We start from the raw sequence: 25373 nt of genomic DNA, 5'->3' as shown, positions 1-25373 counted from the left end.
CTCTTGGATAACGCGTCCATTGACTTTTTACCCATTTAACCTTTTACTGTATCTTCTGTTAATTCTTTTAGAAATGCTGAGCCCTCTTAACCGATTTTTTCGTTTTGCGAAGCAAACTCGATCGTTGTCTTGATAAACCCTAACTTTTCTCCAACATCATACCGTTTGCCCTCAAAATCGTACGCATAGACATTTGGCATTTCATTCAAGTGATGGATCGCATCAGTTAGTTAATTTCTCCTCCGGCACCTGTTTCCTGCTTGTCCAAAATCTGGAGTTAGTATATAACGTCCCATAATTGCCAAGTTGGATGGCGCTGTGCCTTTTGCCGGTTTTTCCACGAGCCCGTTCACTTGATAACGACGCCCTTCACTTGTGTTCGGGTCGATGATTCCATAACGGTGCGTCTGTTCTTGGTCTACTTGTTGTACACCGATAATAGAAGAGCCGGTTTCTTCATACTAATAAATCAATTGTTTCAAGCAAGGTGTTTCGCTTTGAACAACATCGCCGCCAAGCAAAACAGCAAACATTTCATCACAATGAACTTTCGCGCACACCAGACAGTATGTCCTAGTCCTTTTGGCTCCTTCTGCCGTATGTAGGGAATATCCACTTGGGCAGGCGGTTTGATTTTTTCCAACAAGTAAAATTTCTCTTTTCTAACCAAGTTCTCTTCTAATTCGAAATTGTGTTCGAAATAATCTTCGATTGCACTTTTTCCTTTACCCGTGACAATAAGGATGTACTCGATTCCGGAGGCAACTGCCTCTCCTATTGAATCTTCGGTTTATCGACGATCGTCAGCATTTCTTTCGACATTGCTTTTGTTACCGGTAAGAAACGCGTGCCCAACCCGGCAGCCGGGATGATGGCTTTTTTTACTTTTTTCAAGTTACTCACCCCCAGTTCGTTATGTTTCGTAAGTATGTGTAAATAGTAAATAACTAGTGAAAAGGCATTTTGCAAAACAACTCTTCACTAGTTATTTACTATTCCATGTTTATCACATACTGCTTGCGGGGTAATAAACATAACGGGCATTTAACCCACCCTCACATCCTGCCGGCGACGACAAGCCTCTATGGCACGGAAAGTATCCTGTCCACAGCGTGACCGAGTGTCTACATTTATGTGGGTAAGGAGGCATCACCCATTAATGCTTGATTTAAAATAAACCTAAGAACTTCTTTTTCTTCACTTTTTCAGGCACATCCCCTACTACTATTTCACCTTCGGTTGCCAACTGGGCATTTTCCATAAAGTAGTAAATCAGGGAGTTTCCGTATGTTGTTTGAATCTCGGTTATGGCTTCTTGCATACAAAAACCCCGATTAGTTGTATTGTGTGCATCGGAAGATATAAAGTGCGTTAAATTTGCTTCGATTAATTGTTGGGTGAACTTTTGAATGGGTTTACCGAATTTTCCGACGATACTTGCCGCCGTCACTTGTGTTAACGTGCCATTTTTAACAAATTCGTATAACTGATCAGGGTCTTTAATCAATTCCCGGTTTCTTTCCGGGTGAACGATAACCGGATTATACCCCTGCACCTGCAAGTCAAACAGCAATTGTTTTGTATAACGAGGTACATGATCGGATGGTAATTCGACAAATACATAGCTTTTACCATTAAGCGGAAGGAGCTCTTCCTGTTCCAAGTGGTCTATCATCTCTCCATTTATTCTTGTTTCTTGTCCAGGTAATACAGTCAGAGGGATATTTTCATCCTGCAATCGATTATTCAATCGGCTTACATAGCCTAGAATGTCAGTTTTATAGTTATTGTATCTGCCATTTAAATGATGAGGCGTTGCAATAATGGTATGAATACCTTGAGAGACAGCTTCGCGCGCCATTTCCAGACTATCTTCCATATGCTTGGCCCCGTCGTCAATTCCTGGCAGGATATGACAATGTATATCAATCAAAAAGCCAACCTCCCTATATTTTTGGTTATCCACCTTTGTTATTATAGCAGGATTTTACAAAAACTTGAACAGCAAATCATGTAGAAACATGTAGAATAGGCTCATTTTTTAAGTAGTCAAATTGAAATTGCTTTCATTTCCAATTCATCCGACATAGTTTCCTAGTGAAGTTATCGACTCGTATTTTACAAAAAGATTCTTCCTATAAATAAAGGAAGAATCTTTTGATTAGTTTGTTCCATAGTAGTAATAATGACCTTTTTTCTGTTCCAAATCATTCAGTACGACTCCGAGTAGCTTGGCTTTAGCCGGCTGAAGAAGTTCCTTTGCTTTTTGTGCAGCCTCGTACTCAGTCTGCTTACTTCGCACTACCATTAATGCCCCATCACAGAGATTCGCCAAAATTTGCGCATCGGTTACCGCCAGAACAGGCGGGGTATCAAAAATGACTAAATCGTAACGCCCGGAAGCTTCTTCAAGCATCCTTTCCATCGCCTTTGATCCTAAAAGCTCTGAGGGATTAGGCGGGATTGGTCCACAAGAAAGCAAATCCAAATTTGGCACATCGCTTTGTACCACGGATTCGCCCAAAGATTTTTCGCCTACAAGGACATTACTCAAACCAAATCGATTATCCATCCGAAAAGTGTAATGCAGGGTTGGCTTCCTCATATCTCCATCAATCAGAAGCACACTTTTTCCTTGCTGTGCAAAAACGATTGCCATATTCGCTACCGTGGAAGACTTACCTTCCGAGGGCCCGGAAGAAGTTACCATCATCGTTTTTAGTTCTTCATCTACAGCTGCAAATTGAAGATTAGTACGGATGGTTCGGTACTGTTCAGAAATAGGCGAGCGGGGATTCATTTTTGTAATTAAGTGACGGATGTTGCTTCTAGACAGTTTTTTTCGTCTGGCCATTTAACTCTCCCCTTCCCCTTGGATTGGCTGCATTTCCGAATTGATGTGCCACCATATCATCCTCGCTAATATGAGAGATAGCACCAAGGACCGGCATCTCTAATTTCTTCTCTACATCCGATTCTGTTTTAACTGTGTTATCCATATATTCCAGCAAGAATGCTAGACCAACACCGACCATTCCACCTAGCACAATGGCAATGGCAATATTCAGCATTGGTTTAGGACTCACCGGTGAAGGGTTTGCCGTTATATCAGCCTCTGAAAGTATCTTTACATTATCTACGTTCATTAAATCAGGAATCTGATCCTGAAAAACATTTACCGTCTTATTCGCAATCGAGGCAGCGGTTTCTGGATCAATGTCAGATGCTGTCACATTTACTACTTGCGAATTTTGTTCACTCGACACTTGTATTTTTTCACCTAACTGACTAGCGGTAAGATTCAAATGCAATTCATCCGCGACCTGTTCTAAGATCGCCGGGCTTTTAATTACCACATTATACGTATTGATGAGTTCAACGTTGGAACGAATTTCGTTTATTTCAACAGATTCTTCCTTATTATTGGTATTTTGGTTGACGATAAACTGCGAACTGGCTTCGTATGTTGGCGTAATGATAAAATAGCTGATAATTGTACTCAAAACAGCAGCCCCAACAATTAACACTATAATTAACTTCAGGCGCTTTTTGATTACCTCAAAAATTTCCTTCAATGAAATAGTTTCTTCCATGCCTTTCCCCCCCGGTAAATTCTACTTTGCTACGCTAACAAGCATCTTCGAAATTATAACACAATTTAACAATTGGTGACATAATGTTTTTGCAGGAAATACCAATCTATTAAGTATAGGGAGCGTACCACTTAGAATATAGAAACAATTAATATTACATTTTCATTACAAAACAAAGAATCTTTCGTCCTATATGCTATACTATTTTAATAGAAAAACTTGTAAAAGAACGGTATATAAGGGGGAAAGTTGGAATGAAAAAAACATTATTATCGGTTACTGCCACAGCTGTAATTGCTTCATCCTACAGCATGACAGTAGAAGCTGCTTCCTACAAGGTCCAAAAAGGTGACTCGCTTTGGTCTATTGCCCAAAAGTATAATACTTCCGTCGATTCTTTGAAATCAGTAAACAAGCTAAATAACAATATCATATTCCCTAATCAAGTCTTACAGGTGGACGGGAAATCCTCTTCCACGAAAAAGGAAGAAAAAAAGGCTACAAAGGAAACCTCTTCTAAGTCTACTACATACACAGTAAAATCAGGCGATTCACTTAGCAAAATCGCCGCCCAGCACAACATTTCTTTATCCGATCTAATGGAATGGAACAACCTTACGACAACATTGATCTATCCTGGCGATGTTTTTGTTGTCTCCAAGTCTTCTTCTGGTTCTAACTCCGATTCTGGTAATACGGGAAACTCAAATAAAACAACAGATTCGTCTTCTGGTTCTACGAAAACTACATATAAGGTAGTTTCTGGTGACTATCTCGGAAAAATTGCCAGTAAGTTTGGTGTATCGGTAAGCGATCTTAAAAAATGGAACGGATTGTCATCTGACTTGATTTATGTTGGACAGAAGCTGAAAGTAAATGGCGGCAACAACAACTCATCAACTGAAACAAAAAAAGATACTCCTGATACAAAAGTAGAGTCCGAGACTGTTGATTACAACGTTACCAAATTGATCGATGAAGCAAAAAGTTTCATAGGGACCGGTTACGTATGGGGAGGATCATCACCAAGCGGTTTTGATTGCAGCGGATTTATCTATTACCTTTATAATAAAGCGGGTAAAAGCATTGGCCGGTACTCTACCGATGGATATTATAACCGTTCCTACTATGTCAATAAACCGCAGCTCGGTGACTTGGTGTTCTTTGAAGGCACATATCGGGCAGGTATTTCTCACATCGGTATTTATGTAGGGAATAACAGTTTTATTTCAGCTGAATCAAGCGGTGTGAAAGTGACTAGTTTGGATAACTCTTATTGGAAAAAGCACTTTGATGGCTTTAAGCGGTTTTATTGATTATAACAGTGCCCCAATCGAGGTTCTCGGTTGGGGCACTGTTTGGATTGTTTTAAAATTCATTAGATTTCTTCACCTACTGATAAACGCCTCCACTGCTACTGGTAAATGATCAGATGCTTCCGTCCGGATTACTCGCTGATTATCGACTTCGATATCTGGAGTAGCGAAAATATAATCGATTCTCTTGATAGGATCAATTACCGGAAATGTATTTGCGTTATCTACATTCGCGAACGCATCCACAAAATTTGTTTGGTCAACTAACAGCTGATATTCCTCACTATCAGGCTCAGCATTAAGATCGCCCATCAAGAAGGAAGACCCCGGATGATCGGAGGCAACTTCGATTATCTCACCTACTTGTGCCAGTCTGCTAACCACGTCCAACCCTAAATGAGTATTGTAGACATTCAAATGGATACCGCGAACATTTACTTTAGTCCGAAGTAAACCGCGCTGTTCCTGGCCAAAACTGCTAAGGAAGACATTTTCCGAGTCGATAATTGGATACTCGCTAAGAATGGCTGTTCCATACTGTCTATTCTCCGTGCGCCCATTAGCTGGTTCCAAGTCTAGATTAGCTGCAAATACATAATGGTACCCTAGTAAATCAGCCAATTCTTTTGCCACGTCTTTAAATTCACTGCGGTCACCATAGTGGCGGTCCACTTCCTGAATTCCTACTATTTCTGCGTCAGCTGCCTTTATGACATTTGCGGTGCGCTCCAAATTCAACTCTCCGTCAAGTCCTACTCCATGGTAAATGTTATAAGACATAACATCGACCGACACTTGCTTCCCTTGAGATTCAGCTGATACTTCTAAACCTGAGGCGAATAGGAAAACAATACTTGCCAGGAAACTTAGCAAAAACTTTTTCACTTCGTTTCTCCCCCCAAAGATAATTTAAATGGCCTGCCTTACAAACAATGCAATAAGGCTTGATAATATGCATATTATCTCCTGGCCTTTGGAGGATATGTTTTTAAAAATACCCCAATTTCTTGGTTGATCAACATATATAAACTTATTGCATCCAAACTAACATTTTTCTACTACCTATTACGAAAGCGCTTACTTATACTATTGATAGGGTTTTGTAAAACAAATACCTTACTTTTTAATAAAGGAGGCACGCATAGAAAGTTCATCAAAATAACAGAGGAGTGTGCGTTTTTATGGTAAATAGGAAAGCCACATATTTTCCCCATCATCTCCATCTCTTTTTATTAACCGTAATCGTCTTTCTTCTTGGAATAACTAGCTTAAGCTCAAAAGTCATGGCCGGGGATACACTTCCCATAGAGGGACAAGGCGAAAAAGGGGATAACCAGCCGTATGCCCACGGTTATAGAGTATTAGATATCCTGAATTGGTCACCGGATACGGATCCTAATGCCGAATATCTAAAAGCCTCTATTCCACTTCAAGAACGCAACATACCTTTTACGGCGACCCAGGCCGATCCTTCCCTCTCCCCTGATACGCAAATGCTTAATCTTGCCGGAGATTATGGGAACGCCTTTTTTGAATCTTATCAAGCCAACGATAACTTCGATAGCTTACTGCATAATTACTGGCAGTACACCGACATCTTTGCCTCCTGGCATGGTTTGCCCACTTCTGAGGTTCCAGAAGAATTGTACGATCCCGAAGCAGACTGGACGGAGCGGCACTTTGAATTCGGCATCCTTAACTTGCCAAACCCCGCTTATACCAATGCTGCTCACAAAAACGGAACTCTCTCTCTGGGCACGATATTTTTACCAAGAGAGGGTCAAACACATAGTGACCTGCTGATTCAAAATGATAATAATCAATTTCCTGTTGCTGAAAAACTGGTCGAAATGGCGGAATTTTACGGTTTTGATGGGTACTTTATCAACCAGGAAACAAACATTTCACCATCTGAAATAAGTCTTTATAAAGAGTTCATGCAGGAGATGCGAGATAAAGGGCTGTATATTCAATGGTATGACTCCGTAACAGATCCAAGCGGTAAGATTGCTTACCAAAATGAATTCAACCAGTTAAACAGCCCCTTTGTAAAGGACAGCTTACTAGGAAGAGTGTCAGACTCGATTTTCCTCAATTATTGGTGGAACGAGCAAAGAATTGAAAATTCAAAACAGCATGCGGAAAGCCTGGGATTGAATCCCCTTTATACTGTCTTCACGGGTGTAGAGGCCGGCATGTATAAGTATAACCAGCCATATAACCTCCGGGATATTCTTGACCCTCAGGGAAATCCCAAAACGGCGATCGCAACGTTAGGATCAGAATTCGTGCTTGGTGAACTGGATGCTGATACTGGATTGGACCGTACCGATAACGATAACCAGTATAAGGTCTTTGAACGGGAGCGTATATGGTGGTCGGGCCCGAACCAGGATCCAACAAATGCAAGCAGGAACGAAGACTATCCGAAATGGGATGGTATTGCTTCCTATATTGCTGAACGCTCTGTGATAAACGGGACCAGATTTGTCACCAACTTCAATACCGGACACGGTTTGAGGTATTATCAGAACGGAGAAGTAGTCAACAAGGATGAATGGTCGAACATAAACCTGCAAGATATTCTTCCTACCTGGCAATGGTGGCTCGAGAACAACTCTGGGAAAGAAACTACGTTGAAAGTCGATTTTGATTACGGTAAAGATTACGTTTCCGGCGAAAACTTCAATTATAAACCAGTAGGCGGCTACAAGGGTGGAAGCTCCCTTGTGATAGATGGGAACCTGCAAGAGGATCATTTTCTGAGATTGTATAAAACAGACTTGAATATTACAAAGGACTCCAGCTTTGATATTACCTATCAAAAATCTAGTGACGATGAAGGAACATTGAAAGCGGGATTCATTTTTAAAGACGAACCTGAGGAGATCGTTTATATGGAAATCCCGCATAGCGACAAGCAGAAAGACAAATGGATTACGCAAAAAATCAATCTAAAGGATGAAGCAGGAAGAGAACTTGCCGCTTTCGGTCTTGGTTTCTCGCCTGGCAAAGAGAGTACAAAAGATTACCAAATAAATGTCGGCGAAATAAAACTTTCCGATGGCAAAAAAACTAGACCCGATAAGCCATCCAATTTTCAGCTTGAAAAAGCTTTTGACACAAACGAAATGAAAGTAAGCTGGGATTTGAATGACTATAACAAAGTCCGTAAATATCATTTGTATGCGAAGCTTTCTAATGGGGACACAGTCTTCCTTGGCGGAACATATGATGACCATTACTATATTAAATCCCTATTTGGGGAATCGAAAAAAGCGACATTATTTTTAAAGGCCGTCGGACCGGATGGCACAGAAAGCAGTCCGGCAAAATTTACGTATGATTTCAAAAAAGAAGTAAGCGACCTTCAGGTGGAAGAAGAAGACGAATCCCTCAAAGTGAAATGGAAGCAGCAAGGCACGTCTAAAACAGAAGTAACGCTTACCAAAGGCGGCGATGAACTGGTTTTTTATGTAGATAGAGGAGTTAACGAGCTGCAAATACCGATAGATGATCCGAATGGAAGCAGATACGACCTCACAGTCAAACCCTTGAAATCAAAGGCACGCGGAATCACTCATAGTGGGCGTTTGAACGATATCGTTCCTGCTCCATATACTGGTGGCATTGATGTAGAAGATGGTGTGTTATCACTTGATATCCCTACTCCTGAAGACTGGCATCACCTTTATCTATACGTGAACGGTGAATTAATACAGCATGATATGCCTCATAGTAACGAAGTGTCCGATTATCTTATTCGCGGAACCCACTCTTTAAAACACCTTACAAATGTAACTTCAGGGGACCAAGTGGAAGTGGTATTAGAAGATTATTCGGGCAATAAATCAGATCCTGTTTCTTATACCGTCGAAGAATAAAAACAAATAGAAACTGGATCAGCAATGCTGATCCAGTTTCTATTTAAGAAGCAATACGGTTGAAATTTCATAAGGTGACAATTTTTGTTCCAGTCTCCCGTTACTCTCTTCCATGCTATCCAATTTACTTTCCAGTAGATTTACTTCCGTCATTCTCCTTACAGGGAATTGATTTTCCATAAGGATTTCTGCTTCACTTCCTGTTGCCTCATATGTTCTTACAATAAGACCTTCTGCTTCCTCTGCCTTTTTAATTGTATCTATTATTACCGTATCGCTTTTCACTTTCATGTAAGACTGACTAGATGGCAAATCCCCTTTATGGTTGGCTGCATTGACTATGGTGACGGGGTTGTTCAATTCATAACCTGCATGAACTGTTTTAGCCTTGCGCCAGTCTCCCTCATGAGCGAAGAGACTATATGTGAAAGTATGTGTCCCTATATCTGCAGTTTCATCCGGCCACTTTGGGGCCCTGAGCAGAGATAAACGAATACAATTGTCCTTAATATCGTATCCATATTTACTGTCATTTAAGAGAGAGACCCCATAATTACCTTCCGATAAATCGGCCCAGCGTTGACCGCACACCTCATATTGAGCCTGTTCCCAGGAAGTGTTGTTATGGGTCGCCCGTTCAACAGAGCCAAACGGGATTTCATAGCTAGCTTTTCGACTGTGAATATTAACAGGGAAAGCGACTTTTAACAGCTTGTGTTTTTCTTGCCAGTCTACTTCCGTTTTAAAATCAATTCGCTTGTCATGATGATAGAATGTGACCTTTTGCGTTACAAAGGAATCATTGATTTCCCACTGAAAGGTCAGTTGATCAAAGATATTCCCCTTATGCGTTATGTCCATCTTTTTAAGCTGACTATTTTTTACCGGCTGATTCTCATAATACGGATCAATATCCCAAGCATCCCAGTCGGTCGGCAGATCATCAAACAGTTGCAGTTCATTGGCGATATTACCTGGCTTGATAATCTCTTTATCAGCCTGTTTGTCATACAGCCTGCTCATCCATCCTTCCGACGTGAACTCGACTTTAAAAAACGCCGTTTCCCACTTTCCTTCAAACTCATCCCGGTTCTCGGGAGTTACCGTTTCCTCAACGCTTCTCTCCTGTAGCCAGACTGTTGTATAACCTAATTCGGGAATATCCGGTACACGGGCAATAAGGGTATCATTCCCATCTTCTCCAGCAAGGAGATCCATTTCATATACGGATCCATCTTTCCCGCAAACAACTGTATCAGCTAATTTCTTCCCGTCTGACAGAGTAATCAAGCCGTCGCGTTTCCAGCTGAGACTGTTGAACAAAACGAGTGGTCGTCCAGGTCCTTCCGTGTCGATTGACGTACTGAGATACTCTGTTGCTTGTCGATTGAGCTCATCTCCTATATAAAAGATTTGATCATAATGCTGCGTTGACAAGTCATAGACGCTCTCGATGGAGGTACCTGGAACTATATCATGGAATTGGTTAAGAAGTAACAGTTTCCATCCTTCCTCCAGCTTTTCTGTTGGATAATCATATCCGTATATCATATAGGCCAGACTGTTCCATACTTCCGCTTCCCGGTACAGTACCTCCGCCTGGCGATTGCTTTTCTTTGCTTCTGCATGAGTGGTATAGGTGCCACGGTGCAACTCTAAATACAAGTCGCCATACCAGACAGGAAGCGGTGGTTTTTGCTGATCGATCCGGTCAAAAAAGCCATGGACAGTGTCGAACTCTACATCTGGAAGACCTGGCAGGGACCTGGTTCTTTCAAGCCGCTCCACCATTTCCCTAGTGACGCCACCCCCGCCATCCCCGTACCCATATACAAGCATTCTTTCAGGGTATTGTTGTATTTGCTTGAAATCTTCCCAGGTGTTTTTTATCTCCTTCGGGTATGTCTCCTGTCCTAGTATGGTATGTAAATAGGATAAAATCTTTGTACCGTCGATTCCTTCCCAATAAAATAAATCATGCGGAAAACGATTGGTGTCATTCCAGTTCAGTTTTGTGGTCATAAAGTAATCGGTTCCTGCTTTTTTCAGTATTTGCGGAAGGGAGGCACAGTAACCAAAAGTATCCGGCAGCCATTCCACCCGTGATTCTTGGCCAAATTCACTGTTATAGAATTTCTTTCCGTACAAAAGCTGGCGAACAAGCGACTCACCCGACGGGATGTTCAGGTCAGGCTCAACCCACATCCCGCCGATTAACTCCATTCTTTCATTTTTTATTTTTTGACTAACCCGTTCAAAAATCTTAGGATGGTGTTCTTTCAAAAACGCAAACAATTGCGGCTGACTCTGTGCAAAGCGAAACGTATCATATTCATCAAGCAGCGTACACATACTGGAAAAGGTTCTGCTTGCTTTTCGGACCGTTTCCTTCATGGGCCACAGCCAGGCTAAATCAATATGTGATTGCCCGATCGCCCGTATTGTCCCCTCCCGGTAACCGGAAAACTTTTGAGCCGCATTTATTAACGATTCTTCATAATTCCGCCAAGTTTCATCTGTTAATTGCTTTTTGTCTGGAATTCCAACAGCTTCCACGATGGTTTCCATTTCGTTTAGCCATAAGGAGCGCCGTGGATCAGAATCAGGAAGCAACAGCGCTGCTGCGTAATGTGTTTCCAATGTAAACAATAGGCTTTGAATCGATCTATTGACCCTTACAATGGAGCTATCGTGGAAATAAACCGGTGGAGGTTCTGTTTCTGCTTTTGCTACCTGGTTGAATCCCCTTAGTTTATCGTCTGGAATCGCTTCCGGATTAAACAATTCCATTTCGACTGAGAAGCAATCTTTGGTGACAGCGGAAGACGGAATGGTGACAAAGTTTTTATTCCGATCTAAACCTTGAACCGGTTCGCCATTGAAGGAAACCAGGGATTCACAGTATGAAGGCCCCCCCTTCCCCTCGCTGCGAAAGATGAAACCGAGCTCCTCCTTCTTCCAATCCCCTGGAATATTGACAGTGGTTTTCAGGAATACGGTTGTCCCTGAATCGACAAGCCACTCTCCTTTTTTAACCATCCCACTTTCTAAATTATGGTATTGGCCCGGCTTCTCATAAACAGCCCTTCGCAGCTCCCACGCATCAATTGTTACGAGTCTGCTATATTGATAGTCTGTTAAATAACGGATCAATCGTTCAATTCTACGCACTCTCTTCCCCTCCCAACCTTTCCTTGGTTATTCGCAAAATGACATTTGTTGTTGTTTCCGATGACCCGCCAACCATTACTTTGACCAGGCCAGGTTCTACCGTTTCTTTCATTTGTATATTCCAAACGGAAAGCTGCTCTTTCCCCAACTGAAAATGAATTACTTTGCTTTCTCCAGGTTCTAACCAAATTTTATCGAAACCCTTCAATTCCTTCTTTCGCTGTGTAACACTTGCTTCCATGTCCTTTATATATAACTGGACCACCTCATAACCAGCCCGCTCTCCGACATTGTTCACTTCCACTGCAATGTCAAACTGGTTTCCCTCCTCAAGTTCAGACAAGCTCAAGCTTTTTTCTTCATTACTCATGAACCGATAAGAAAAAGTAGTATAGCTCAATCCATGGCCAAAAGGAAAAAGAGCCTTACCGCTCATATCGAAATAATCCTCTTTTGCACCGCTATCCTTCGCATTATAATAGACAGGCAGCTGCATCGAGGAGGCCGGGATCGATACAGGAAGCTTTCCTGACGGGTTGAACCTGCCAAATATGGCTTCAGCAATCGCTGTTCCACCTGAAGGTCCCGGATACCATCCACACAGAATGGCGGAACAGTGTTCTGCTTCCCAAGGGATAGCATGGGGTCTCCCCTGAATCAGAATCAACACTACCGGCGTACCCGTCTCTGTGATTTGTTGGATCAACTGGCTTTGTACGCCTCCAAGCGACAAGTCGGCGACATCCACATTTTCACCACAATCCATTTCGGCTGCATCATAGTGCTTGACCGCTCCGTTATCTTCGAAATCCATGCTAAAGTCCCTGGCGCTGGAACCGCCTGCGACAACGATAGCGACATCCGAACCACTTGCTATCTGCCTTGCTTCAGCAAAGCCTGCCATCGAACTGTCCCTTATGCCGCAGCCTTTGCTATACGAAATTTCTACGTCAGCTGGGGCCATACTGCGGATGCCATCAAGTACGGTAGAGCCGCTTCCTGGTTTTTGCGGCGGGGTATAATCGCCGAGCATGTTGTACAGATTGTCTGCACTTGGTCCGATTACTGCCAGCTTTTTGATTCCTTCCAGCGGCAGAATGTTTTCCTCGTTTTTCAACAATACAAGTGACTGTCTTGCCATTTCCAGGTTTGTCTTTTCAAATTTTTCGTGGCCTACAATGAGTGACGCCTTAGAAACAGGTGTCCATTTCCTTTCGTCAAAAAGCCCGAGGTTGTGTTTTATCATCAGCATACGCCTTACTGCCTGGTCTACTAATTGTTCATCGATTTTTCCATTACGTACCGTTGATTCGATTGACAAGTAGACTTCATCCCACAAACTCAGATCCACTCCCGCTTCCAATGCGTAAGCAGCGGCCAGTTCTTTGTCCCCCGTCAACATCATCAGCCGGTCAAGCGCAGTTCCATCGGCCATAACAATTCCCTGATAACCCCATTCATTACGCAAAATGTTTGTCAACAATTGTTTGTTGCCATGGCATGGCACCCCATCAATTTCATTGTAGGCAGCCATACAGGCAAGGGCTCCACTTTGGACCGCTGCTTTCATTGGAGGGAGAAATATTTCCCTTAACTCGCGTTCCCCTATCAAAGCCGGCCCTGAATTATGCCCTCCTACACCTGCTCCCTGTGCAGCAAAATGCTTTAATACTGCAACGGCTTTGTCCTCATCAAACTCTCCGGCAGTGCCTTGCATACCCTCCAATACTGCCTCTGTCATCTTTGCTGACAAATAGGGATCTTCACTGAAACACTCTTCCGTTCTTCCCCAGCGCGGATCCCTGACAATATCCAGTGTGGATACCAACCCCAAATGGCTCCCTCTCGCCCGCAGTTCACTGGCTACATGCGAGGAGACTTGTCTCTGCAGCGAGGGGTTCCAGGAAGCCCCGGCCCCAATATTGGTTGGATATAATGTACTCCCCAGTGCTTGATGACCATGCGGACATTCTTCTGAGAACAGAACGGGGATTCCTAAGCGCGTGTTATCTTCCAGATATTTTTGGATCATATTGGTTACCATTGCGCTATCTTCTACCGCAATACCATTGTTAAAGTCGACTGCCGACCAGGGATCGGCACGGAACAATCCATATAAGGCGCCCATTCCGTCAAACTGCTCAACGTGTTTTTTAAATAAATCAGTCAATTCATAACCGTCTTCTGTTTTTCGGTAGGCCTGCCATCCATACAATTTTTGATTTAGCTGGCCGACTTTTTCCTTAAGGGTCATCTCCTTTAACAAGCGATCGACTCTTTCTTCCGTTGGAAAACTTTTATCCTCGTAAAATTCCATCTATTTTTCACCAGCCAATCTGTCGTTTAAATAAAACAGAACCTCCTAAATCTAAGAGATTCTGTTCTTTATCATCTATCTTTATTTGTTTTCTGCTCTCCACTCATCATATTGTTTTTGAATTTCTTCCATTACTTTATCAATGCCCGCTTCTTTCAGCTTTTCGTTTGCTTTCGGCAAATATTCTTCCGGGTCTACTGATCCAGTATATAAAGCAGGCGCGAATTCATCCATCACATTAGAAATAGAAGCTATCTCTGTCCGCACTGGATTTGTATCAAAGTGAAATCCTAATGTAGGTGCATTGGTTGCTGAAGCATTGAATTCCTTGAAAGCATCCCATTTATCATCCGGATCATCTTCATATAGATCGAGGATGAATTGGTTTCCAAGTGTATAACTGGAAATATTATAATTATCAAGCCTTGCCGGCAAGTCTTTTATTTTTCCATTGTCAAGTTTCTCATAGTGTTCTCCCTCAATACCTTTATCCATCAGATTTCGCAGGTAAGGATCTGTGTTTAACAAATTCAGGAATTCCATCGCCTTTTCCGGATGCTTGGATGTGGAGGAAATTGCCTGGATAGATCCGGTTACCGATCCATTGAATACAATCGGATCATGAATGGGAGCGACTGCCACATCATAACCGGCATTTCTTGACCACAGCAATTCTGCATACGGCTGGTAACCTTCTTTTCTGACAAACCAGTTGTCTACCTCAAACGGGAAGGTTTCTTTGCTTGTAGCAGCATCTTTCAAAATATAACCTTTTTTATAATACTCATGCATCGTTTTCAGAGATTCCATCATTTCCTCGGATTCATAAGGATTTACCACTTCTTCGCCATTCCCATCGAGCCTCACCGCAAATGGCATTTGTTCATTGAATATATAATCAAAGGGAAGGAACGGTCTCCAAAGAGAAGAAGCACCGGATGTTGCTAATGGTGTAACACCGGATTCGTTTTCTTTTATAGTAGCAAGCAGCGGTTCCAGATCTTCCAAACTGTTAACATTGTCAATGCTAAGGTTGTTTCTTTCCAGCATCTCTTTATTAAATACATATACCGCTTGTTGACCTACCTCTTTGTTTGCTGGCACGCCATAAAGCTTGCCATCGATTTTCGCCCCTTCAAGAAGAGCAGGATCGAGTGTTTCTTTCAATTCTTTCCCGTGCTCCTCCAGCAGGTCATCAATTGCCAGGAAGGCCCCTTTTCTGGCATTCAACGTATAATTGTTCAAGTAAGACGCTGTAAAAGCAATATCATAGTTCTCACCAGAAGCGGTTATCACCTGCATCTTCTGCTCATAGTCGCCCCAGTCGATCATCTTTAAATCGATTGTCGCATTGATTTTATCCTTTACATATTCATTTACCTTTTCCATTACTTTATCCTCATCCGGTTGTGGTGCGCCCACTGTGTACCAGGTCAGTGTGACAGTTTCCGAATCTTTGCCTTCGCTTGATGCTTCATCCGACTGGTTTGAGCATGCCGCCAATAACAAGATGAATAGCAGACCAATGATACCAATAAAACGAAATCTCTTCATAAAAATTCCCTCCTGAATCTTTTTATTTTTATTCTTTTACTCCCCCGACAGTCAGCCCCTGTATGAAAAACCGCTGAAAGAAAGGATAGGCTACTGCGATGGGCAAGGTAGAAATGACTACCATCGCCATTTTTGCTGCATCTTTCGGAATTGCTGCCAGCATTTCAGCTGATTGCCCGCTTACCAGAGTATTTTGGGTCAAAAATTCGATGTTGTTTTCGATTTTCATCAACAACGACTGCAAAGGGACAAGTTGCGGTTCATCGATAAACAGTAAAGCGTGAAACCAATCATTCCAATATCCGAGAGTACTAAACAAGGCAATGGTAGCAATGCCTGGTAGTGCCAACGGAAAAACAATTTGAAAAAAGATCCGCCATTCGCCAGCACCGTCAATCCGAGCCGATTCCAATAAAGGCTCAGGAACAGAACGCATAAAGAATGTCCGCATTATCAAAATATAAAAAGCATTTACTGCAAGAGGCAGAATGAGTGCCCAAATGGTATTTTTTAAATGAAGCAGCTGTGTTGCCACTATATATAGCGGAACCATTCCACCGTTGAAAAGCAGTGTGAATAAGGCCATAAAGGTAAACAATTTTCTATAGCGGAACTGTTTTCTCGAGATAGCATAGGCAAATAACGCAATCGTCAATACACTGATCAAGGTACCGAGAACGGTTACGATGATGGTTATCATATAAGATTGAATCAATTGTGCCTTCATATCCCACAGATAGCTATAGGCAAAAGTACTCCACTCTTCCGGGATCAGTTGAAAGCCATTTTCCGTAAGCGTTTGCTCGTCTGTGAATGAAATAATAATCACGTAAAGAAAAGGGAACAGACATAAGAGTGTAAATCCGGCCATAAAGATATTGACGATGAGATTGGGAATTCCAGATAACTTGTCATTGTTCAATCGTTTCCGTTTTTTTTTGTTATTCTTTACCGGAGAAAGGGCCGGCGGTTGTTGTTCTACTATATCAGCTTTTCGCTTTGCCATTTTTTCGCCTTCCTTCCTGCTAGAATAATGCTGAATCCTTATCAATCTTCCTAACTACATAATTTGTTGCCAATACAAGAATGAAGCCTACAAGTGACTGGTATAATCCTGCTGCTGTACTCATACTGATTTCGCCCAAATTCATCAATCCACGATATACATATGTATCGATGACATTTGTGACGTCGTATAACGGACCGGAGTCTCGCGGCACTTGGAAGAACAGCCCGAAGTCAGAATTGAAGATATTTCCGATGTTGAGAATGGTCAGAACAATTATCAGTGGTTTGATCATTGGAATGGTAATGTTTTTGATTTGCTGAAGCTTACTTGCCCCATCGATCATCGCCGCTTCATAATAACTTCTGTCGATTCCCACGATAGCAGCAATATAAATAATACTTCCGTAACCTACTGTTTTCCATAGATTGGTGAAGGTCAGAATATAGGGCCAATATTCCGGATCGTTATACCAGGAAATCGGATCTCCTCCCAACCATTCAATCAGGCTGTTTACCATCCCGCGGTCTGCACTTAAAAAGGTGAAGACAAAATAACTAACAACTACCCAGGAAAGAAAGTGCGGAAACAGCATACCGGTCTGATAAATTTTCGCCAACCTTTTATTCGCAATTTCACTGATCAATATGGCAATTGTTACAGAAATAATCAAACCTACGACAATGAATACCAAATTGTACAATAGCGTATTGCGGGTAATGATGAATGCGTCGCTGGAATTAAATAAGAACTCGAAATTTTCTAATCCTACCCACTCACTGCTCATGACGCTGGAAAAGAAGCCACCGGCATCATAACGGAAATTTTTGAATGCAATGACTGTGCCGGCCATTGGTAAATAGGAAAAAAGCACAAACCATACAGTCGCTGGCAGCACCATCAATAACCAGACTCGATTCTTCCAAATATTTCGTAACCAATTCATCAGGGGCCAACCTCCTTCCTTATCCCCATTATAAGAAAGGGCTTTCATAGAAGGTAGTTGATAAATTTTAGGTTTAATGTACTTATTTTGTAAACGTTTTGTAAAACATAAAATCGCTAGTCTTTGATCAGGAAGCAGCATTAAAAAAGGCTTGTCCTAACCTGCCCGGACAAACCTACGACTAATCCTATATAGTCGGCCTCCATTCAGACGGAGTTGAACCAACATATTTTTTAAATTGCTTATAAAAGTAGGCTGCATCCGTGTATCCCACTTTCTTTCCTACCGTTCCCGCTTTTAAATGGGAATTCTTTAAAATCTCTTTTGCTTTTTCTATCCTGTATTCATTTAAATAATGGGAGAATGACTTACCCACTTCGTGTTGAAAAAGTTGCCCCAGGTAAATATTGTTTACGTGGAACTGATAGCTTAATGTTTTTAAGGACATCTCTTCCTGGTAGTTGTTTTCAATGTATTTTAATATACTCTGGATAATCGGGCTTACTCCCTGATTCCATTTTGTTATAAAATCACCAAGCTGATCGATAAAGTGACTCAGGATCTTTTGCATTTCTTCACGGGTTTCCGCGTTGGAAACTTGGTGAAGAAAATCCGTGTACACTTGTTCCTCGACATACAAATGAAACTTCTGTTTTAGTTCGATAGTCAGCTCATATAAAAAGGCCCGCAACTCTGTCGGACTTTCCTTTGTGATATTTTCCCAGAACTGTTGATATACTTCCGATAACCAAGCCTTCGCCTTGTCAACGTTTCCTTCAGACAAAGATTTAATCAACGGTTGTTTGCTCAAATTTTCTACCGCCATTTGTTCATTTGAGTGAATGAAAAGCTGTTCAGCTATTATATGCTTTTCTTTTGGCAATAACAATTTCAGCTTGCTCAACTGTTTCATGTTGTTAAATTCTGATGGAAGTTCATTTAAATGGTGAATCGGATGTCCCAACGTAATATAAAAATCATCCAACTTTCCGATTAAATAATCCTCCAATGTATTAAGTTGCTGCCACGATATTTCCGATGATCTTTCTAGAGGAAAAAGGACGACCAGTTCCTGCTCCGGTGTTATAACCATATCCGCACCCGGCATAAGCCTTTCCATATCTTGCTGAATTATTCGTAAAGTCTCATTTGACAATCGGTCTGTTTTCGGAAAGTTAAGCAGAACCAACTGCAACGGAAGCGGTAATCCTTTTATCCCATATAAAGACAGACGTTCCTTTAAATCAGTATAGCTCATGTTTCCGTTCAGCCAACGCCAAATTGCATTATCCCTTAGGATGTTGCTTGTCGTATCATTTATATAGGCTCTGTCAATTTTTTCCCTGACATTCTTGATTGTTTCGATCAATTCCTGCTCTCGAACCGGCTTTAATAGATAATTTTCGATGCCAAGCTGAAGACCTTTCTTTATTAAAGGAAATTCTTGATATCCTGACAACACGATAAATTTCATTCTCATTCCAGATTGCTTCAGTTTCTCGATTAGCTGCAAACCGTCCATTTCCGGCATTCGTATATCGGTGATCAATAAATCGCAGGCCTGTTGAGAAAGAGATGTGAATGCTTCTCTTCCATCCTGGGCAGTTCCAGCCACCTCAAATCCGTATGCTTTCCAATCAATCAAAGAGGATAGACCTTCCATAATCAACGGCTCATCGTCAACGATAAAAAGTTTATACATCTTCCCGCGCCTCCATTTCATTGATTGGTAACTTTACTAAAATTTTAGTGCCCTTTTCTTCCTCACTACTAATTTCCAGACCGTATGTATTGCCATATTTCAACCGGATTCGTTCATTTACGTTAAATAATCCCAATGACTCGTTGTTTGGCAGTCCATTCCGTAAATTGGTTTGCAGCACCTTCTTTTTTTCCTCTTTGATTCCTTTACCGTTATCTACAATGGAAATCATTAAACATGCAGCTTCCTCATATACAGCGATCACCAGGGTGTTATCATATTTATTTCGTCTTATTCCATGTATGATATAGTTTTCAACCAGCGGCTGAAGGATAAACCTTGGCAAGCTTTTATCTTTTAAGTGGGCGGGTAACTGAACGTCGAATTGTAACTTGTTAGGCTGTCTCACTTTGAATAGTTCTACATATTTGGATACATGAGCTATCTCCTCTTCCAATGTCACCACATCGTCCTGCTCCAAGGAATATCGGAACATATCTGCCAACAGGACAATCATATCGGCTGTAGTGCGTGACCCATCAGATATAGCCTTCATCCGAATGGACTCTAACGTGTTGTAGAGAAAATGCGGGTTGATTTGAGTTTGTAAATTCTTCAATTCTGCTTCTTTTTGCTTGATACTGGACAAATAAATCTTTTTTATATAATTGTTCACGTCATCCAGCATGATATTGAAGTTCCCGGCAATGATGGATAAATCATCAGTTTCTTTCTTGATAGGAATGCGGACGTCCAAATCCCCCGCCTGAACCTGTTTCATGGTTTGTTCAATGCTCAGAAAGCGCTGTGAGTATCGTCGAATCGACCAATAAGTAACTAGAATTGCTAATAACGATATAAACAAAGTGATTCCCAGCATGGTTTTACGCCTGGTTGTGACTTCTTTTATTTTCGATTCAGCCAACACCGCGACAACCATGTAACTGCCGCTGCTGTCCGTTAGGGAATTTGTATAGTAGGTTGAACCATTAGTTTCCAGGTTCGCGGTTTGGTCCCCGAAAGCAAGCTTATCAATTGGATTGATCGCTAGTTTATCTCCGAAACGGAATAACAGTTGCTCGTCATTATTGTATATATATATGGAAGCTTTTACATGATCCTTTTGCAGTTTTAACATCCGATTCACTTCATCAAAACTGTAATAGGCATTCAAATAACCCACCAGATCGAGCGTAACCGGATTATTGATGTTTGTGGAAACCTTCAGCAAATCGCTGGATTGCATGGTATTCGCAGACAGCTTCCCCTCCCTCTCCTCTTTACTCAGGTTCCATGCTTCGTTTTTATAAATCTGATAATACTTTTCTCTTTCTGCAGGATCTGATAGAGAAACAGCTGTTATCCCGTCATCCTGTGAATAAAAGCTATTTAAAAAGGTACCGAAATGTGACGGGACAGAAGAACCGCTCATTGAATACATATCCAGCCGATAGGAAAGGTAGTTATTATAATCATACTGTAATGCATGGGTGACATCTTCGATTAAATCACGGTCATAGTATAATTCACGGACCGCTTTGGAAACCTTTTCATTTTTATCATCGATAAAAGAGGTTATTTTTTCGACTCGCTGATAAGACTTGTCAATTTCTTTTTTTACCACCACGTCCGTATAATACTTGTCTGTAATAAAAAACAGTATAAACATACAACCTAATATGATAGCAGAATAGATTAGCAAGATGCGATGGAACATTCTTCTTCGAAAAAACTGTGCGAGCCGCTTTATCCTCTTTTCCACTCCCATTCCCCCAATAAATAACCAAGGATACCGTTACTTGCATGTATAAGGAGAACCGTGAGACATGGCCCACGGCTTACCAGTTATCTATTCAATTCTTTGTTTAAGGGACTATCCCTTACCGCTTTCCCCGCCATGCTCAAGACAAATTCACTAAACATCGAGTTGGCCCAGGCAAACCAGTTCCTTGTAAATAAACCGGGATTATCTGCATGAAAACCTTCGTGCATGTAACCTTCGTTCCCATCCGTAGTTAAAAAATAGTTTAGTATTCTTTCTTTCTCCTGTTTCGCAACGGCGGTCATGCCTTGGACAGCAAGGCCGATATGCCAGATATAATGATCCGGAGTATGCGGACTGCCTATCCCAGCTGCGGCATCTCCCTCGTAATAATAAGGATTGTCCCTGCTTAAAATCAGTTTTCTTGTATTTTGGTGGGTTTGATCATCAAAGCTGCAATAGCCGAGATACGGTGCTGCCAAAAGACTTGGAACGTTTGCATCATCCATTATATGGTATCTGCCAAAACCGTCTGTTTCATATACATAAACTCTACCATAAATCGGGTGCCGAATCGTACCATATTTTTCGATTCCTGTCCTGATTTCTTCGGAAAGCGCAGCACTTTCTTTTGCGAGCCTTTCCTCTTTTCCATAACGGCACATTTCCGCTGCATATTCCAAAACGACTACAGCAAACATATTCGCCGGAATTAAATATCCGTAAAGACAAGCATCATCACTGGGCCGGAATCCGGACCATGTCATCCCTGTCCAGGCCGTTTCAGATCCTTTTCCATTCCGAATAAGCGTGTCGGAAATCCTTACATCCTTTCTTGTAAATCGGTATAACGATTGCTGTTCATGGTTTTGTTCAACTTTCCAAGTCGATAAGATAACATCGAGCACTCGATAAAACGGATCACTGATGATAGAGTCATCACCTGTTTCCTTCCAATAAAGATAGGCTAGTTGAATTGGATAACAGAGGGAATCCACCTCGTACTTTCGTTCCCATACTATCGGGGCCATGGTCGTTCCATCTGTTTGATGACCGTTACTATTTGCTTCTTCATTAAAAGCGTTGGCATAGGGATCCTGTAAAATGTAATCAAACTGACGTAAAATGACCCCTTTTATAAAGGAGGCAACTTCGCTGTCTTTCGAAGCCGCCATTAAATATGGCCTGATTTGAGCAGTGGAATCCCTGAGCCACATGGCGGGTATATCCCCTGTAATCACAAACGTGGTGCCGTCCACTTTTTTTCGCAAAGTAGTTTGATAGGTATTCAGGAAACAATTACGAAAAAGCTCTTTTATAGAAGATTCATTATTAAAATGATTGTTTACATCCTCGATGATACTTTCCAAACCTGAAGGGATGGTTTTCTGCTCAATCTTCATTTTCATTATCCTTTCTGAATGCATAGGTAACTATCTTATATGGTTCTACTACCGTATTGATTGTCGGTGTCTGGCTACGTGTTTCTTTTTTCTTTTCGACTATGTTGCTTTGATAAAAGTGATTACATCCATTTACATGTGCTTTTAAAGCAACTGGATGTTTTCCTGGATTGAACCAACGGATGAAAAGGTCGCCGCTTCTCCCTATCTTTATATTCGATATCGCCAATCCTTCCTGATTCCAATCCAAATATTCTATGGACGATGGCAGAATCCCTGGATGTATCGTAGTTTGTTCACAAAAACACGGAATCAAATATTGATATGCCTCTTGAAAAGCATGGGACTCCAGGACACCCCTTTTATGAGGGATTACCATCCACTCAGCAGTATTTTCGCCTAAACATTGAGCCTCAGGAGTGGGAAATACACCCCAGTCACCCATTTCCCCGACACTTCGAAGCATCGTGACAGCTATCGTATTTCGATCCTCTAATATCTCATACTCGTTCAATCCCTTGGTAGCTATCGTCAAACCGTTCGCATTATCTGATATACTGACAAACTGTTGAAGATGGTGATCAAAAGCAGGGTTTTCCCACTCCTCATCAGGTACGTTAGGCCGTTCAGCAACTTCAAAAACACTGGCCGCTTGGTGATGATCTGCAATAAAATCAGTCGGGAACAACACACGCAGTCGATGATCCTTTATGGAATTATCGATAACCGCTTTTATTTTTGGCCCTTTTGCGTTCTTTTCCAGGCTAATACTCGTCCTGATGTTAAGCATTTTTGTTTCGCTGGAACGCCCTGCTTGACGATCCGGGTGCCAGATAAGGTTTTGCCTTTCCTTATCCAACAATTCGTCGGCTTCGGCTGGAAGTTCCCATTCATGAATAACTTCTATTTTTGCCTCCAAAGGAGTATCTTTAATAATTTGAATCTCAGCTTTTTCATGGATAGTAGAATACCGTTTGCCATCACTTGTTTGTTTGAACATGTATTCGTTTCCTATATCTCCTGTATCTTGATAAATACCAAGTTGGCTATACTGTTTTCCAGTTTCTTTATCCATTAAATCGAAGGAACCATTATCATGGACGGTCAGTTGCACATGCTCGTTTTCCAGTTGCCGATCGTTTAGGAAAAGCGAAGCATCATTCTGTTCCTTTCCTTTTTCAGGAAGTAGGTAAAATAGTTGATAACCAAACGCAGGAAGGTTATTTGCCAAGAATGATACCTCTGCCTTTTTTGCGAAATAAGGTTTTCGAAAACGGTCATTTGGCAGGTCGTAATCAAATTCCACTCTTTCTTCCGCGATATCTGCGTGAATGGCACGACCGCCTGCATCATATAATTGCCATTCCGATGTCTGCTTTGATTCCAAGTAATCCGGTATTTCAGAAAAAGGTCTCTCGTCAAAATAAACTTTTTCTAATTCCACCGTTTTTCTGATTATAATGTCACGGTTCCAACCTGACGTGTTATAAACCACAATAGGAATGGCACGTTCAGAAAACCATGATGTGTCTATTTTTTCCGCCACTGCTTGGGCTGACTGATTAATGATTATTGAAGCTGCTGATTCCGCCTTGTTATACCTCGTTTCCATTTCTTTATGAACTTCGTCTATGCTGCAGCCACAAATGCTATCATGTGGATGGTTTTTCATTAATGTTTTCCATGCATATTCAAGATATTGCTCTGGATATTGTTCTCCGGTTAAGTGGGCCAATGCTGCCATTGGTTCGGCACCATTTTCCAGTAATGTTTGGCATGTTTGATTCATTTGCTTCAGATGAACCCGTGATGAAGCTGTATTCACTAACGTCGACCATCCATCAGTCTTTTGATTTCGGAGTTCACCATGGATTGTTTGCAACTTACTCGGTAAATGCCGTTTTAATTCTTTTCGATAAGTGTCAAAACTGGAATGGATAAAATCAATGTCGGGATAAAGCTCTTCAGCAGTTTGGATCGCTTCAGGCAAATCAGTTTGAAGTGGTTGGTGATCGCAACCATTCATAAACAGCAGTTGATTGGTAGAAGCGTATTTTTTTGCATCGGCAAGCTTTTGGTCCCAAAAAACTTTTGCTTCCTCCCGGTTAACTGGTATTTCGTTTCCATTAGAGTACCAGTTTGCAAAAAGCACGCCTAAAACAGAAGATCCATCTGGCGCTTTCCATTCCAGTTCAGAATATGGAGACTCAAAATTAGCGGATTCCATCACCATATTATTAAAACCGGTGGGTTTAACCCCCCGCCCAAATGCTGCTGTATCAATTCCGGCCTGCTGCAAAATTTGCGGTGCCTGGCCGTAAATACCAAAAGTATCCGGAAAATATCCTAATTTAACATAATGGCCGTAAGCTTCTGAGTCTTTTAATCCGTAAAGAAGATTGCGGACATTGGATTCAGCACTTGTCAAAAATGCATCCTGTAGGACATACCATGGCCCAATATGTAATTTCCCGAGCTCTATCATTTCCTTTACTGCTTCTTTTCTATCAGGCCTGATTTCAAAGTAATCCTCCAGAATGACCGTTTGGCCGTCTAAATGGAAACTCTCAAACTGCTCGCCCTTATCATGCTTTTCGATTAATCGATCTATAAGGTTTATTAAAAAAAAGCGGTGTTTTTCAAATTCCATGTACCACTCTCTATCCCAATGAGAGTGAGAGATAATATGTACGCTTGTCTTTTCTTCTTCCATACGTAT

Annotated in this window: 15 protein-coding genes and 1 pseudogene; 2 read left to right on the top strand and 14 right to left on the bottom strand. The window is 41.6% G+C overall.

The window, feature by feature from the left end:
* Positions 1-86: 86 nt before the first annotated feature.
* The 4 genes and pseudogenes from galU to BLR82_RS13505 form a co-directional block, all read right to left on the bottom strand.
* Positions 87-894 (bottom strand): annotated as a pseudogene (gene galU, locus BLR82_RS13520) (UTP--glucose-1-phosphate uridylyltransferase GalU).
* A 274-nt stretch (positions 895-1168) separates the two neighbouring features.
* Positions 1169-1933 carry a tyrosine-protein phosphatase gene (locus BLR82_RS13515; RefSeq protein WP_074599979.1) on the bottom strand — a complete coding sequence of 255 codons (765 nt, stop codon included), beginning with the start codon at positions 1931-1933 and terminating at the stop codon, positions 1169-1171.
* A gap of 228 nt (positions 1934-2161) precedes the next feature.
* Positions 2162-2854 carry a CpsD/CapB family tyrosine-protein kinase gene (locus BLR82_RS13510; RefSeq protein ID WP_053218185.1) on the bottom strand — a complete coding sequence of 231 codons (693 nt, stop codon included), beginning with the start codon at positions 2852-2854 and terminating at the stop codon, positions 2162-2164.
* On the bottom strand, positions 2829-3593 hold the full coding sequence (locus BLR82_RS13505) for a YveK family protein (RefSeq protein WP_074599978.1): 765 nt from the start codon (positions 3591-3593) through the stop codon (positions 2829-2831). The genes BLR82_RS13510 and BLR82_RS13505 overlap by 26 nt, the downstream gene beginning before the upstream one ends.
* 254 nt (positions 3594-3847) lie before the next feature.
* On the opposite strand from BLR82_RS13505, the gene BLR82_RS13500 reads away from it, so the two are divergent.
* A complete protein-coding gene (locus BLR82_RS13500) occupies positions 3848-4909 on the top strand; it encodes a C40 family peptidase (RefSeq protein WP_074599977.1) in 1062 nt (353 codons plus the stop codon).
* 72 nt (positions 4910-4981) lie between these two features.
* Here the strand turns inward: BLR82_RS13500 and BLR82_RS13495 are convergent, their stop codons facing one another.
* Entirely contained in the window at positions 4982-5794 is an 813-nt protein-coding gene (locus tag BLR82_RS13495) for an endonuclease/exonuclease/phosphatase family protein (protein ID WP_074599976.1), read from the bottom strand.
* A 296-nt stretch (positions 5795-6090) separates the two neighbouring features.
* Between BLR82_RS13495 and BLR82_RS13490 the strand changes: the two genes are divergently transcribed.
* Entirely contained in the window at positions 6091-8793 is a 2703-nt protein-coding gene (locus tag BLR82_RS13490) for an endo-beta-N-acetylglucosaminidase (RefSeq protein WP_074599975.1), read from the top strand.
* Positions 8794-8832: 39 nt separating this feature from the next.
* On the opposite strand, the gene BLR82_RS13485 is transcribed toward BLR82_RS13490, so the two are convergent.
* The 9 genes from BLR82_RS13485 to BLR82_RS13445 all read right to left on the bottom strand — a co-directional run bounded on the left by BLR82_RS13485 (position 8833) and on the right by BLR82_RS13445 (position 25367).
* Complete coding sequence (locus tag BLR82_RS13485) at positions 8833-11964, bottom strand: alpha-mannosidase (RefSeq protein WP_074599974.1); 3132 nt, start codon at positions 11962-11964, stop codon at positions 8833-8835.
* Positions 11957-14281, bottom strand: a complete 2325-nt coding sequence (locus BLR82_RS13480; RefSeq protein WP_074599973.1) for a glycoside hydrolase family 3 N-terminal domain-containing protein — start codon at positions 14279-14281, stop codon at positions 11957-11959. Before BLR82_RS13480 ends, BLR82_RS13485 begins: the two co-directional genes overlap by 8 nt.
* An 81-nt stretch (positions 14282-14362) precedes the next feature.
* A complete protein-coding gene (locus BLR82_RS13475; protein WP_074599972.1) occupies positions 14363-15835 on the bottom strand; it encodes an ABC transporter substrate-binding protein in 1473 nt (490 codons plus the stop codon).
* Positions 15836-15863: 28 nt separating this feature from the next.
* Positions 15864-16841, bottom strand: a complete 978-nt coding sequence (locus BLR82_RS13470) for a carbohydrate ABC transporter permease (protein ID WP_083334850.1) — start codon at positions 16839-16841, stop codon at positions 15864-15866.
* A gap of 19 nt (positions 16842-16860) precedes the next feature.
* Positions 16861-17790: an ABC transporter permease gene (locus BLR82_RS13465; protein ID WP_371069593.1), complete on the bottom strand. Its 930-nt coding sequence runs from the start codon at positions 17788-17790 to the stop codon at positions 16861-16863.
* A gap of 184 nt (positions 17791-17974) precedes the next feature.
* Complete coding sequence (locus BLR82_RS13460) at positions 17975-19489, bottom strand: response regulator transcription factor (RefSeq protein WP_074599971.1); 1515 nt, start codon at positions 19487-19489, stop codon at positions 17975-17977.
* The gene (locus tag BLR82_RS13455; protein WP_074599970.1) at positions 19482-21251 is read right to left on the bottom strand and encodes a sensor histidine kinase; all 1770 of its coding nucleotides are present in this window, start codon (positions 21249-21251) and stop codon (positions 19482-19484) included. Before BLR82_RS13455 ends, BLR82_RS13460 begins: the two co-directional genes overlap by 8 nt.
* 83 nt (positions 21252-21334) lie before the next feature.
* Positions 21335-22654, bottom strand: coding sequence for a glycoside hydrolase family 125 protein (locus BLR82_RS13450; protein WP_074599969.1), 1320 nt, complete (start codon positions 22652-22654; stop codon positions 21335-21337).
* Entirely contained in the window at positions 22644-25367 is a 2724-nt protein-coding gene (locus BLR82_RS13445) for an alpha-mannosidase (RefSeq protein WP_074599968.1), read from the bottom strand. Before BLR82_RS13445 ends, BLR82_RS13450 begins: the two co-directional genes overlap by 11 nt.
* Positions 25368-25373 lie beyond the last annotated feature (6 nt).

Origin of the sequence: Sediminibacillus halophilus (assembly GCF_900103695.1) — a bacterium.
GTDB classification, from domain to species: Bacteria; Bacillota; Bacilli; order Bacillales; family Amphibacillaceae; genus Sediminibacillus; species Sediminibacillus halophilus.
Note: the sequence above shows the minus strand (reverse complement) of the source record. Positions and strands in the feature narration are given on the sequence as shown.